Below are 13,762 nucleotides of genomic sequence, written 5' to 3' on the forward strand. Positions count from 1 at the left end.
GGTTGCTTCATGCATGAACTGATCGGCGACATCACGCTCTGCATCCTGTTTGCGTGGGTGCTTGGACTGGCGGCGCATTACTGGCGTCAGCCCTCGATTCTCGCATATCTGGTCGCGGGCTTCGCCATTGGCCCCTTCGGCACCGGCTGGGTCAAGTCCCAGGAATCGATCTCGGTGATCTCGGAGCTCGGCCTGATCTTCATGCTGTTCATGATCGGGCTGGAGATCGACCTGAAGAAGATCATCCGCGCCGGCCCGGTGATCCTGATCGCCGGCGGCGTCCAGCTGCTCGGCGGCGCCGCGCTCGGCATCCTGTTCTTCGTCGCCATCGGCATGCGGATGGGCGCCGAGAGCTACGACGCGCTGTATCTGTGCGTCGCCTGCGCGCTGTCCTCGACCGTGATCATCGTCAAGGTGCTGTACGAGAAGCGCGAGCTCGACACCCTGCCCGGCCGCATCACGCTCGGCGTGCTGGTGCTGCAGGACGTGTTCGCGATCCTGTTCCTGGCGGTGCAGCCGAGCCTCGACGATCTGCATGTCAGCGTGATCCTGTTGTCCTTTGCCCGCGCCGGGGCGCTGGTCGCGATCGCGCTGCTGCTCAGCCGCTACGTGCTGCCGCCGCTGTTCCACCGCATTGCGCGGACGCCGGAGCTGATCATGCTGGGGGCGCTCGCCTGGTGCTTCCTGATCGGCGAGATCGCCGAGCGGCTGCACTTGTCGCGCGAGATGGGCTCGCTGATCGCGGGCGTCTCGCTGTCGACCTTTCCCTACGCGCTCGACGTCACCGCCAAGATCACCACCCTGCGGGATTTCTTCATCACGCTGTTCTTCGTCGCGCTCGGCATGACCATCCCGATCCCGACGATGTCGGTGGTCGGGCTGGCGCTTGTCATCGCGGGGTTCACCGTGGCCAGCCGGCTGCTGACCACCTTCACGCCGCTCTACATGATGCGGCAGGGCCTGCGCGCGAGCCTGCTGCCCGCGCTCAACCTCGCCCAGATCAGCGAGTTCTCGCTAGTCATCATCCAGACCGGCGCCCTCGCCGGCCATCTCAAGCCGGGCACATCGAGCGCGGCCTCCTTCGCCTTCGTGCTCCTGGCGGTGCTCTCGACCTTCGTCATCGTCCGCTCCGACCCGATCGCGCGGCGGACCATCCCGCTGTTGAAGCGGGTCGGATTGAACGATCTCGACGACAGCAAGGAGGGTGAGGCAGGCCATGAAGGCGGCGGGCACGGCGCGGGCCGTCCGATCGTGCTGCTCGGCTTCTTCCGCACGGCAAGCGCCCTGCTCAGCGAGATCGAGCGCAACCAGCCGGCGCTCTTGGAGCAGATCGGCGTGGTCGATTTCAATCCCGTGGTGTTCCGCACCCTGTCCGACCGCGGCATCCAGGTCACCTATGGCGACATCAGCAATGTCGACACGCTGGTCCATGCCGGCGTCGGTCAGGCCGAGCTGATCATTCTGAGCATCCCGGATTCTCTGCTCAAGGGCGCCAACAACGAGAAGCTGGTGCGGCACGTCCGCAGCATCAATGCCAAGGCCAAGATCGTGGCGACCGCGGACCTGCTCGCCGACGTCAATGACCTCTACAATGCCGGCGCCGACTACGTGACCGTGCCGCGGCTCAGCGATGCGCAGGTGCTGCTCAATCTGATCCAGGATTCCAGCGCGGGCCTGTTGTCCGAGCGTCGAAGCCAGGCCGAAGCGATGCTGGCCGACCGTCGCGAGGTGCTGCCGTGAGACGCGCTGACAGCTTCGCTCCCCACCTCCCCCACCTCCGAGCCCGTTAGACCCACATCATGGCCAATTCCAACGTTCACGTCGTCGATCACCCGCTGGTACAGCACAAGCTCTCGCTGATGCGCGAGCGCGACCGCTCGACCAAGGGGTTTCGCGAGCTGTTGAACGAGATCGGCATGCTGCTGGCCTACGAGGTCACGCGCGATCTGCCGCTCGAGCTCGTCGACATCGAGACCCCGATCGCGGCGATGAAGGCGCCGAAGATCGCCGGCAAGAAGCTGACGCTCGCACCGATCCTGCGCGCCGGCGTCGGCTTCCTCGACGGCATGCTGGCCTTGATGCCATCGGCGCGCATCGCGCATATTGGGCTCTACCGCGATCCCAACACGCTGCAGGCCGTGGAGTACTACTTCAAGGCGCCGCAGGACCTGACCGACCGCACCGTGATCCTGATGGACCCGATGCTCGCCACCGGCAACTCCGCCTGCGCCGCGGCCGAGCTTTTGAAGGCGCGCGGCGCCCGCGACATCCGCTTCGTCTGCCTGCTCGCCGCGCCGGAGGGCATCGCGCAGTTCGAAAAGGAGCACCCGGACATCCCGATCTGGACCGCGGCGATCGACGAGAAGCTCAACGACCACGCCTATATCGTGCCGGGCCTCGGCGACGCGGGAGACCGGATGTTCGGCACGAAGTAGGACGCCGCGATCGATGCGACCGCGTGACGACTTGCACAAGGAAGTGTCAGGACGCGCGCGGCGCGACGCGCAGAACATTGAAGATGCGTCCGTCGATCACCAGCAGCGCGCTCCCGATCACCAGCGCGCCGAGGATCTCCCGCAAGGCAATGGACTCCGCGAGCACGAGATATCCGAGGAGGATGGTGGTCAGCGGGATCATGAGCGTCACCAGGGTCACATTGGTCGCACCAGAACGGCGCAGGACCTGGAAGAAGACGATGTAGGCAAACGCCGTCGACAGCGCCGCGAGGGCGCAGATCGAAAGCCAGGTCTGCAATCCGGGCATCGGCAGCTGCCAGGGCTGGTCGACGATCCCCGCGATCACGAGCATCATCACGCTCGACGCGGACAGTTGGAAGGTCGCGGTCGCAAGCGGCGGCGAGTTGGCGAGGTGACGCCGCACCAGCAGGGCGGCGATGCCGTAGCTGAGCGATGCGCCGAGACCGAACAGAATGCCATAGCCGGCATCCATGTCCGACCCGCCCCGCAGGATCACGACGCCGGCGAGGCCCACGATCAAACCGGCGACACGGCGCGCCGAGAGGCTTTCCTCTCCCGCCGCAGCCATCACCGCGATCGTGAACAGCGGCGTGGTGGCGTTGAGAACCGCGGCAAGACCCGACGTGATGTAGGTCTGGCCGATCACGATCAAACAGAACGGCACAACATTGTTGAACAGCGCGACAGCAAAATAAGGCCGCCAGCCGCCGATCCCCCTGGGCATGCGGATCCCGCTCAGCCGCGAGACCGGCAGCAGGATCGCGGCCGCCAGCGCGATGCGCAGCAGCACGAGCGTCAGCGGCGGCAGCTCCTTCAGGGCGAGGCCATTGAAGATGAACGAGCCGCTCCACAGCAGCGACAGCAGGCCGAGCAGCGACCAGTCGCGCGGGTCCATCCTGTCGTTGGGAACTGCCATCACCGCCCGCCGCTGTTAGAATATTGCCTGATCGTTGCAGCGGCCGCCGAAAACTGTCCACCCGCTTTCCGTCGATGCGACGGCTCGCAGCCCAAATCAGCCCTTTGGCCGCGAGACCAGCTCGATCATGCGGCCCTCGTCCTCGTCGGGCATCGCGGCCTTTGCCTGCGCATACGCTTCGACCGCCGCCTGCGCCATCACCGGCCGCGTGCCGAGCAGCTCCTCGGCGAGCCGCAGCGCATAGGCCGCATCCTTGTGGCGGAGCGCCGCCGTGAAGCTGGCATTGGCGAAGTCGCGCGCGATCATCCGCGGCGCATGACGCAGTACCTGCGGGCTCGCTGCCACGCCGCTCTGGATCGCCTCGAGGACAAGGTTCATGTCGAGCCCGGCCTGCTCGGCGATCGCAATCCCCTCGGCGAGACCCGCGATCTGCATCGCGCCGAGCAGGTTGTTGATCAGCTTGTAGACGGTGCCGGCACCGACGGGACCGAAATGGCGGATGGTCGAACCGATCGGCGTCAGATACGGACGAGCACGGTCGAGATCGGCAGAGTCGGCGCCGACCAGCAGCGTGAGCTTGCCGCTCGCGGCGGCGTCGGGAAGACCCGTCACTGGACAATCGAGATAGGTGACACCGCGGGCATTCAGCTCGCGCGACAGCCGCAGCGCATGGTCGCGCGAGACGGTCGAGCATTCGATCGCGATGGTGCCGACCCGCATCGTGGCCGCGGCACCATCGGGCCCGAGCCATACCGTGCGCGAAGCCTCGTCATCGGCGACCATCGTGACGACCGCGTCGGCATCGATCGCGGCATCGGCCGGCGAGGTCGACCAGCGCGCGCCGCGCGCGATCAGGTCCTCGGCCTTAGACCTGCTGCGATTCCACACCGCCACCGAATAGCCGGCATCGAGATAACGGCCGGCCATGCCATGGCCCATCCGCCCCAGCCCGATGAACGCGACGCGCGCCACCGGCTAATCCACGTCGTCGATGACGGCGCCCGGCGACGTGCCGAAGGCACGCTGCGCCAGGGTCGCGGCCATGAACTCGTCGAGGTCGCCGTTGAGCACGCCGGACGTGTCGGAGGTCTGCACGCCCGTGCGCAAATCCTTCACCATCTGATACGGCTGCAGCACGTAGGAGCGGATCTGGTGACCCCAGCCGATCTCGGTCTTGGCCGCCTGGTCCGCCGCCGCCTTCTCCTCGCGCTTCTTCAGCTCGATTTCGTACAGGCGCGCACGCAGCATGTCCCAGGCCTGGGCGCGGTTCTTGTGCTGCGATCGGCCGGCCTGGCAGACCACCGCAACGCCGGTCGGAATGTGCGTCAGACGCACCGCCGATTCGGTCTTGTTGACGTGCTGACCGCCGGCGCCGCCGGACCGCATCGTGTCAACGCGGACGTCGGACTCCTTGATGTCGATCTTGATCGAGTCGTCGATGACCGGGAAGATCTGCACCGACGAGAACGAGGTGTGCCGGCGCGCATTCGAATCGAACGGGGAGATCCGGACGAGGCGATGCACGCCCGCTTCCGTCTTCAGCCAGCCATAGGCGTTGTGACCGGAGATCTGGATAGTCGCCGACTTGATGCCGGCCTCTTCACCCAAGGACTCTTCGAGATACTCGACCTTGAAGCCGTGGGTCTCAGCCCAGCGCACATACATGCGCAGCAGCATTTGAGCCCAGTCCTGGCTCTCGGTGCCACCGGCGCCGGCATGCACTTCAAGATAGGTGTCGAACTTGTCGGCCTCGCCGGACAGCAGCGCCTCGAGCTCGCGGCGCGCGACCTCCTTCTTCAGCTCCTTGAGCGCGTTCTCGGCCTCAGTGACCACCCCGGAATCGTTCTCGGCTTCGCCGAGCTCGATCATCTCGATGTTGTCGCTGAGCTCACGCTCGACCTTGCCGATGCCGGTCAGCGAATCCTCCAGAGAGGTCCGCTCTTGCATCAGCCGCTGAGCCTTTTGGGGGTCGTTCCAGAGATTGGGATCTTCGGCGAGCTTGTTCAGCTCGGCCAGCCTTGCCGTCGATGTTTCGACGTCAAAGATGCCTCCTCAGCAGCCCGACCGACTGCTTTATCTCTTCTACGATTTTTTCGATTTCGGCGCGCATATCGCTCTCTTCGGGCCCCGGCCGAAACGGCCGCGGCGGTCACGTCTGGTGGGGGATGTAGCGGCGCGCGGTGCAAAGCGCAATCGCTCTGCACCGCCTCGGCAACAGTTTCAGGACGCCTAATACAGGCTGCCCGTCCCCGGACGAATGATGAAGCTGCCGGCGTCCGGCTGCCCGCCGCTCTGCGACGGCATCACGCGACCGTCGGCATCGGCGACGCCGATGACCGAATAGTTGTCCGGCGGCGCCGTGCCCGGCTTGAACGCCTCCATGATCGTCCGGCCGCCATCGCCGGGGCTCGCGCGCATGCCAGTCTTGGCATCGACACGGACCAGCTTGATGCCGGCCGGGATCTTGAACGGGGTGGCCGGCTTGTCGGCCAGCGCGAGCTTCATGAAGTCCTTGGCGATCGGGGCTGCGAGATGGCCGCCGGTCGCAGCGTTGCCTTTGCCGAGCGGACGCGGCTTGTCGTAGCCCATGTAGATCGCGACCGCGAGGTCCGGCGAGAAGCCGACGAACCAGGCGTCCTTGGCCTCGTTGGTGGTGCCGGTCTTGCCGGCGATCGGCTTGCCGACCTCCTTGAGCACGGTGGCCGTACCGGCCTGGACCACGCCCTCGAGCATCGAGGTGATCTGGTAGGCCGTCATCGTGTCCAGCACCTGCTCGCGGCGGTCGACCAGTTGCGGCTCGCTCTGGTTCTTCCAGCCGTCCGGGGCGTCGCAGCCGCGGCACTCGCGGGCGTCATGCTTGAAGATGGTGTGGCCGTAGCGGTCCTGGATGCGGTCGATCAAGGTCGGCTTCACCCGGCGGCCGCCATTGGCGATCATCGAATAGGCCGTGACCATGCGCATCGCCGTGGTCTCACCCGCGCCGAGGGCGTAGGAGAGATAGTTCGGCAGCTCATCGTAGACGCCGAACCGGCGTGCGTATTCCGAGATCAGGGGCATGCCGACGTCCTGCGCCAGCCGCACCGTCACCGTGTTCAGCGACAGCCTCAGCGCGTTGCGCAGAGTCGTCGGTCCCAGATACTTGCCGTTGGAGAAGTTGTCCGGGCGCCAGACCTGGCCGCCCTGCCCCTGGTCGATCTCGATCGGAGCATCGACGACCTGCGTCGACGGCGTGTAGCCGTTGTCGAGCGCCGACGAATAGACGATCGGCTTGAACGACGATCCGGGTTGCCGGTAGGCCTGCGTCGCGCGGTTGAACTGGCTCTGGTCGAACGAGAAGCCGCCGACCATCGCGAGCACGCGACCGGTGTTCGGATCCATGGCGACCATCGCGCCGGAGACTTCCGGCAGCTGCTCGAGGCGATACTGGCCTTCAACCGGATTGCCTTCCTTGAACAGCGGATCGGCGTAGATGACGTCGCCGGGCTGCAGAACCTGCGCGACCGACGTCGGCACCTTGCCGCGACCGTTGCCGGTCGCCGCGCGCGCCCACTTCACGCCGTCGAGCGTGATCAGGCCGGTCTGGCGTTCCTTGCTGACGGCGCCGCCGAGCTCGCGCGGCGGCTGGAAACCGATGCGGGCGGACTGGTCGCTGGTCTCGAGCACCACGGCCATCCGCCATGGCGAAATATCGGAGAGCGACTTGATTTCGGCGAGCTTGAGCCCCCAGTCGCCGGAAATGTCGAGCTTGGACACGGGACCGCGATAGCCCTGTTCCTGGTCATACCGCACGAGGCCGGCGACCATGGCCTTGCGCGCCATCACCTGGACCTTGGGATCGAGCGTGGTGCGGACCGAGAGGCCACCTTCGTAGAGCTTCTTCTCGCCGTAGCGCTCGAAGATGTCACGCCGCACTTCCTCGGCGAAATATTCACCGGCGAAGACGTGTGCGCCAGTGTTGCGGGTCGCGATCGTCAGCGGATCCTTGCGCGCCTTCTCGGCGTCGGCCTGCTTGATCCAGCCGTTCTCCAGCAGGCGGTCGACGACGTAGTTGCGGCGCTCGATGGCGCGGTCGCGGTTCCGGATCGGATGCAGGCTGCCCGGCATCTTCGGCAGCGCGGCGAGATAGGACGCCTCGGCCACCGTGAGCTCGTTGACCGACTTGTCGAAATAGACCAGCGATGCCGCGGCGATGCCATAGGCGCCGGAGCCGAGATAGATCTCGTTCAGATACAGTTCGAGGATCTTGTCCTTGGAATAGGTGCGCTCGATGCGCATCGCCAGCAGCGCTTCCTTGATCTTGCGCGCGAACGACACTTCGTTGGTCAGGAGAAAGTTCTTGGCGACCTGCTGGGTGATCGTGGACGCGCCCTGCGGACGGCGGTTCGAGCCGAAGTTCTGGGCGTAGACCACAGCGGCGCGGGCCATGCCGGTGAAATCAATGCCGCCGTGCTCGTAGAAATTCTTGTCTTCGGCGGCCAGGAAGGCATTGATGACGAGCTTGGGAACCGCCTGGATCGGCAGATACAGCCTGCGTTCCCTGGCGTATTCACCGACCAGCGAGCCATCCGCCGCGTGCACGCGGGTCATGACCGGCGGCTCGTAATCCTGCAGCTGCGAATAGTCGGGCAGATCCTTGGAGAAATGCCAGATCAGGCCGGCTGCCGCCGCCACACCCACCAGGAAAACAACGGTACCCGCCGCAAACAGGAATCCGAGAAATCGCACCAGAAAGCGCATCGGCAAATATCCGTCCTAACTCTTGTTCGTCTCTCGGCTCGGATGCGGCGCGCCCCCGGGCGCCGCCGCCAAATCAACCCGGTTCGGCCATAATGCCGCGTGATCCATGCCAGAGAACCGCACGGTCAAGCCCATCAGCGGTCAAGCCTATCACAAGTCTGCAGAGAAGGAATCCTCACCTGATTCCTGGTGCCTCGCAGCGCGTTTATACGGCGGTTGCTGTGGCCAAACTAGGGCTTTGCGCGCGGCGCCGCCGCCGCTGGCTTGTCGGCCCGCTCGCCACCCACGGTGGCCACCCGCTTGGCCAGGAAGGCGTCGATCGCCCGCGCCATCGCCTCCGCAGTGCGCGACCGCCACGTGTCCGAGACCAGGTTCCCCATGTCGCCCTTGTTGGAGACATAGCCCAGTTCGACCAGCACCGAAGGGACGTCCGGCGCCTTGAGCACGCGGAAGCCGGCCGATTTCAGCGGCCGCTTGTGCATGTGCACCGCGGTCTTCATGTCGTTCATGAGCAGGCGGGCGAACCTGTTGGAAAACGTGCGTGTTTCCCGCCTGGCCAGATCGATCAGGATATCGGCCACGTCGGCCGGTTCCTCGGTCAGGTTGACGCCCCCGATCTGGTCGGCGCGGTTCTCGCTTTCCGCCAGCCGTTCCGCCTCGACGTCGGAGGCCTTGTCCGAGAGCGTGTAGATGGTGGCGCCCTGGGCATTGCCCTCGCCGCGCGGCAGCGCATCGGCATGGATCGAAACGAACAAAGCCGCCGACTGCTTCTGCGCGATCCGCACCCGGTCGCCCAGCGGAATGAACGTATCGTCGTCGCGGGTCATGACCACGCGATACTTGCCGGTCCGTTCCAGTCGGTCGCGCAACGCCTGACCGAAGGCGAGCACGATATTCTTCTCGGGAACTTCGCCGCCCTGGGTGCCGTAGTCGACGCCGCCATGGCCAGGATCGATCACGACGACCGGCCGCGGATCCGGCGGTCCGCCCGGAGGCGCCGTCGCAGCGCCAACAGCGGTTGCCGGCGGCCGGATCGCGGGCGGCACAGCGCCGCCGCTGCCGGCGACCGAAGGCACGGTCGCTGTGTTCGATTCGGCAGGCTTCGCGGCCATCCGGCTGTCGACCCCGATCGCCCGGGCAAAGGTCGCCTCATCGACTTCCTCGAGTTCCAGGACAAGTCGCGGCGGCTGACCGTTGGCGGCGTCCAGGACCGTGGAATTCGCGATTCGGGCAGGCCCTGTCAGGTCGAACACGATTCGCGACCCGCCGGGCATCACCAGCCCATAGCGGAAGGCCTTCACCAGCCCGCGTCCCGCCGTGCCCGCCCCGGTGGGCAGATGAAAGCTGACCTGTGGGAGGTCGACGACGACACGATAGGGCTCGCTGAGCAGAAACGCCCGGAAGGGAACCGTACGGTCCAGGTCGAGCACGAAGCGGGTCTGGCGGGAATCACCTGCCACCCTCGCATCTGACGCGATCGGGAACCCCGGACCGGCCATGGCCGGCACCCCCTGCCCGACGACGGCACTCTGGGCCAGCGCAGGCGAAGGCACGGCATATAACATTTGCGTGACGCAGAGCGACGCGCATCCCAGCAAAGATAGGTAGTCTGACCGGCCAGATGCCAAATCAATGCCTCCGCGGGATCGTCTTACCGCAACCAATCCCAGGGGTTAATCGCCTAATTTTGTCATTTTCGTTAAAGGCCACCGATTGTTGCGGTTCCGCGACGCTTCCCTTGCACGGCCTGACCAATCCACGTATGTACGAATGGCTGAAGGCTATTCCTTACTGCCGGTTGTGTCGCGTTCAACCTCCCGGTGAAACGCCGGAAGCTTCGTGATCGGGTCTTTGATCTCAAGCGAAGATTCCAGCGACTTTCCGACGCTCCACCAAGCCTGCGCGCTCCCGCGCGGCCACGGCGGAGAGCCGGTCCGACGAGTGGTCCCTGCCAAGGGCTCTGCTCGCAACGACCGCCCGGGCACGAGGTCAGATTTGGCCAAGGTCAGACACGGCGTAGCCTAATACCGCATCCCTGCCGGGATGGGTATTTGATCCCAGGGCAAGCGTCTCGGCGCGATCTGGCCTTCGGCAAGAGACAGGTGGCACCCGCTGCCGCCCACATATTCCAGACGGGCCGACGCTTGATGCGCCAGACTGAAATGCCAACCAAGACCAGCGGACGATCCGCGCCGATGCGGGGCCAGACCCCCGCCCGGCCAATCGCCCCGCCGGCAAGGTGGGTACGGCGCGACCAGCTGCGTTTAGGCCTTCCCCTCACCCCCGAATCAGGTGGACCGTCGCGTCATCCGACAGCGCGCCACGCGCTCGCGGCCAACCGCGTCCGTCGCCTCCAAGAGTTCCAATATGCCCAACAAGATGTTGATCGATGCTACCCACCCGGAAGAGACCCGGGTGGTTGTCGTCCGCGGCAACCGCGTCGAGGAATTTGATTTCGAAACTGCCCAGCGCAAGCAACTCCGGGGCAACATCTACCTGGCGAAGGTCACCCGCGTTGAGCCTTCGCTGCAGGCCGCCTTCGTCGAGTACGGCGGTAATCGCCATGGCTTCCTGGCTTTCAGCGAAATCCATCCCGACTACTATCAGATCCCCGTCGCCGATCGGCAGGCGCTGATCGAAGCCGAGGAACGCGCCCATCGCGAAGCCGAGGAAGAGAGCGAGAACCGCTCCAACCGTCGGCGCAACCGTCATCGCAGCTCGCGCCGCCGTGGCAGCGGCGAGCGGGTGCAGAGCGAGATCGTCGAGGCCGCGGAGACCGGCCTCGCCGCGCACGCGGAAGGCCATGAGGCCGATCACGAGCCGCACGATCACGAGGGGTACGTCCACGACGACCATTCCGATCAGCCGCATGCCGAAGCCGCCGAGCATTCGGAGGCGCATGGCTTCGCTGAGGCCGCGGGTGACGACGCAGCCGAGGCTGCGCACCCGGCCGCCGAATCGCACGATCACGTCGACCAGCCCCCGGCTGTCGGCGCTGACGACGACCACGTGCAACACGCCGCGGCTGCCGAACAGCCCGTCGGCGACGTTGCAGATCAGGAGCCCGCTCAGGCCGCGGGAATTCCCGTCGCGGAGACGGGCGAATCCGCCCCGGCGGCTGAGGCGGACGACCATGAGACCCATGATCATGGCGAGCACGACCATGATCATCACGATCATGACCACCATGATCACGACCATGACGAGCACGATCACCACGAACACGACGAGGACCTCGCGCCGGTCGCCGAGCATGACGGCGGCGACGTCGGCCTCGTGCCCGCGGACGAGCATGGCGCCGAGCCGGCGGCCGTCGACCATGAGGACGACGACGAGGACGGCGAGGAAATCGAGGAAGAGGTCGTCGAATCCGTCGGCGGCGACGATGTGCTCGAGGAGGTGCCGGAGCGCACCTTCCGTCCGCGCCGCCAGTACAAGATCCAGGAAGTCATCAAGCGTCGCCAGGTGATGCTGGTGCAGGTCGTCAAGGAAGAGCGCGGCAACAAGGGCGCGGCGCTGACGACCTACCTGTCGCTCGCCGGCCGCTACGCCGTCTTGATGCCCAACACCGCGCGTGGCGGCGGCATCAGCCGCAAGATCACCTCGGCGCAGGACCGCTCGCGCCTGAAGGAAGTGGTGCAGGATCTCGACGTGCCCGAGGGCATGGGCGTCATCCTGCGCACCGCCGGCGCCAACCGCACCAAGCCCGAGATCAAGCGCGACTTCGAATATCTGCTGCGGCTGTGGGAAACGGTCCGCGACATGACCTTGAAGTCGCAGGCCCCGACCCTGGTCTACGAGGAAGGCTCGCTGATCAAGCGCTCGCTGCGCGACCTCTACAACAAGGAGATCGACGAGATCCTGGTGGCCGGCGAAGCCGGCTACCGCGAGGCGCACGACTTCATGAAGATGCTGATGCCGACCAACGTCCGGGCGGTGAAGCAGTATCGTGACGGCCAGCCGCTGTTCTCACGCATGGGCGTCGAAAGCCAGCTCGACGCGATGTTCTCGCCGACCGTGCAGCTGCGCTCGGGCGGCTACATCGTGCTCAATCAGACCGAGGCGCTGGTCTCGATCGACGTCAACTCCGGCCGCGCCACGCGCGAGCATCACATCGAGGACACCGCGCTCAAGACCAACATGGAGGCCGCCGAGGAAGTTGCGCGGCAGCTCCGGCTGCGCGACCTCGCGGGTCTCATCGTCATCGACTTCATCGACATGGACGAGAAGCGGAACAACCGCTCCGTCGAGCGCAAGCTGTCGGACTGCCTGCGGCAGGACCGCGCGCGCATCCAGGTCGGCCGCATCTCGCATTTCGGCCTGCTGGAGATGTCGCGCCAGCGCATCCGCGCCAGCGTGCTGGAAAGCTCGACCGAGCCGTGCGCGCATTGCGGCGGCACCGGCCACGTCCGCTCGGTGTCGTCGGTCGCGCTGCAGCTGTTGCGCAGCCTCGAAGAGACGCTGATGAAGGGCGCGACTCACAACCTCGTGGTCCGGACCCGCACCGAGGTGGCGCTCTACGTGCTCAACCACAAGCGTGGTCATCTGCGCGACCTCGAGAACAGCTTCAAGGTCTCGCTCGCCGTCATCGCCGATCCGAATGTGAGCGGCCAGCAATCCTTCATCATCGACCGCGGCGAGCAGGTGCACACGCTCGAGGCGGCCAAGGCGCTGCTCGTGGCCCAGGCCTCGGCGCCGCCGCTGGTGGCCGAGGAGATCTTTGACGACGAGGAGCCGTTCGACGTCGAGACGGAGTCCGAGGTCGAGACCGAGGAAACCGAAGGTCTCGCCGAGGAAGCCGCCGAGAACGGCGGAGGCGACGGCGAGCGCGAAGGCTCCCGCCGCAAGCGGCGGCGGCGCCGGCGTGGCCGCGGCGGCGAGACTCGCGAAGGGGCGCTGCCCGAGGGCACCGCCGGACTGCAGCCATCGGAACCGGGTCTCGCTTCCGAGCAGCCGACCGAGGATTCAGACGTCGAGGACGACGAAGCCGAGGAACAGCCCGCCTTTGCGCAGGGCGAACAGGCGGACCAGCCGAACGGCGAACGGCGTCCCCGCCGCCGCGGACGTCGCGGCGGCCGCCGCCGGCGCGGTGGAGCGGAAGAAGGGCTCGCCGCCTCGATCGGTGACGAGCTCGCGCCCGCTTCGGCATCGGAAGCGGAAGCGGCTGTGGCCGATTTCGACGGCAATGGCGGTCCGCATCATGATGACGAGCCGGCGGAGCCCACGACGGCAGCGGAAGCAGCACCGGTCGTCGCCGAGAGCGACGAACCTGTCGCCGCGGCGCCCGCGCCTCAGGCTGCGCCGCAATTGGCGGCTCAGGAAGCTGAGGTGCCGAAATCCGACTCCGAGAAGGCTCCGCGGCGGTCCACCGTTCGCGAGAAGGTGAGCTTCGTCACCGAGCCGAAGCCGGACAGCGCCGTCTCGGCCGTGAACGTGGCCGAGAGCAACGCGCCCGCGCCGGTGACCGATGAGGTGGCATCCGAACCGGCGACCACCGAGCCGGCGACTCCGGAAACCGCGACGCCGACGGCGCCGCGGCGCGCCGGCTGGTGGTCCCGTCGCTTCGGCGGCGGGCAGTAAGGCCCGCGCGCTCGACCGATGCTTCAACGCAAAACGCCCGGCCTTGCGGCCG

At 66.3% G+C, this 13,762-nt stretch carries 8 protein-coding genes; 3 read left to right on the plus strand and 5 right to left on the minus strand.

The features are described 5' to 3' along the window. Nucleotides 1-9 precede the first annotated feature (9 nt). Nucleotides 10-1,740, plus strand: coding sequence for a cation:proton antiporter (locus ACQR0Z_RS18940; protein WP_434919641.1), 1,731 nt, complete (start codon nt 10-12; stop codon nt 1,738-1,740). 59 nt (nt 1,741-1,799) lie between these two features. Further along, the gene (gene upp, locus ACQR0Z_RS18945) at nt 1,800-2,435 is read left to right on the plus strand and encodes a uracil phosphoribosyltransferase (RefSeq protein ID WP_434862270.1); all 636 of its coding nucleotides are present in this window, start codon (nt 1,800-1,802) and stop codon (nt 2,433-2,435) included. A 46-nt stretch (nt 2,436-2,481) separates the two neighbouring features. On the opposite strand, the gene ACQR0Z_RS18950 is transcribed toward upp, so the two are convergent. The 5 genes from ACQR0Z_RS18950 to ACQR0Z_RS18970 all read right to left on the minus strand — a co-directional run bounded on the left by ACQR0Z_RS18950 (nt 2,482) and on the right by ACQR0Z_RS18970 (nt 9,695). Then, nucleotides 2,482-3,393: a DMT family transporter gene (locus ACQR0Z_RS18950; protein WP_434875899.1), complete on the minus strand. Its 912-nt coding sequence runs from the start codon at nt 3,391-3,393 to the stop codon at nt 2,482-2,484. Nucleotides 3,394-3,489: 96 nt separating this feature from the next. Next, entirely contained in the window at nt 3,490-4,365 is an 876-nt protein-coding gene (locus ACQR0Z_RS18955; protein ID WP_434875898.1) for an NAD(P)-dependent oxidoreductase, read from the minus strand. A 3-nt stretch (nt 4,366-4,368) separates the two neighbouring features. Continuing rightward, nucleotides 4,369-5,503, minus strand: a protein-coding gene (gene prfB, locus ACQR0Z_RS18960) for a peptide chain release factor 2 (RefSeq protein WP_434862273.1) whose coding sequence is annotated in 2 segments (ribosomal slippage) — nt 4,369-5,433 and nt 5,435-5,503 — 1,134 coding nt in all. Because the reading frame shifts where the segments join, the coding sequence is not laid out codon by codon here. A gap of 119 nt (nt 5,504-5,622) precedes the next feature. Next, nucleotides 5,623-8,130 (minus strand): penicillin-binding protein 1A, encoded by a 2,508-nt coding sequence (locus ACQR0Z_RS18965; protein WP_434862274.1) that lies wholly within the window; start codon nt 8,128-8,130, stop codon nt 5,623-5,625. A gap of 230 nt (nt 8,131-8,360) precedes the next feature. Beyond that, entirely contained in the window at nt 8,361-9,695 is a 1,335-nt protein-coding gene (locus ACQR0Z_RS18970; RefSeq protein WP_434919642.1) for an N-acetylmuramoyl-L-alanine amidase, read from the minus strand. A gap of 802 nt (nt 9,696-10,497) precedes the next feature. Between ACQR0Z_RS18970 and ACQR0Z_RS18975 the strand changes: the two genes are divergently transcribed. Beyond that, nucleotides 10,498-13,710 carry an Rne/Rng family ribonuclease gene (locus ACQR0Z_RS18975; protein ID WP_434919643.1) on the plus strand — a complete coding sequence of 1,071 codons (3,213 nt, stop codon included), beginning with the start codon at nt 10,498-10,500 and terminating at the stop codon, nt 13,708-13,710. The last annotated feature ends 52 nt before the right edge of the window (nt 13,711-13,762 follow it).

The sequence above is a fragment of the Bradyrhizobium sp. HKCCYLS3077 genome (genome assembly GCF_051167555.1).
Taxonomy (GTDB): Bacteria; Pseudomonadota; Alphaproteobacteria; order Rhizobiales; family Xanthobacteraceae; genus Bradyrhizobium.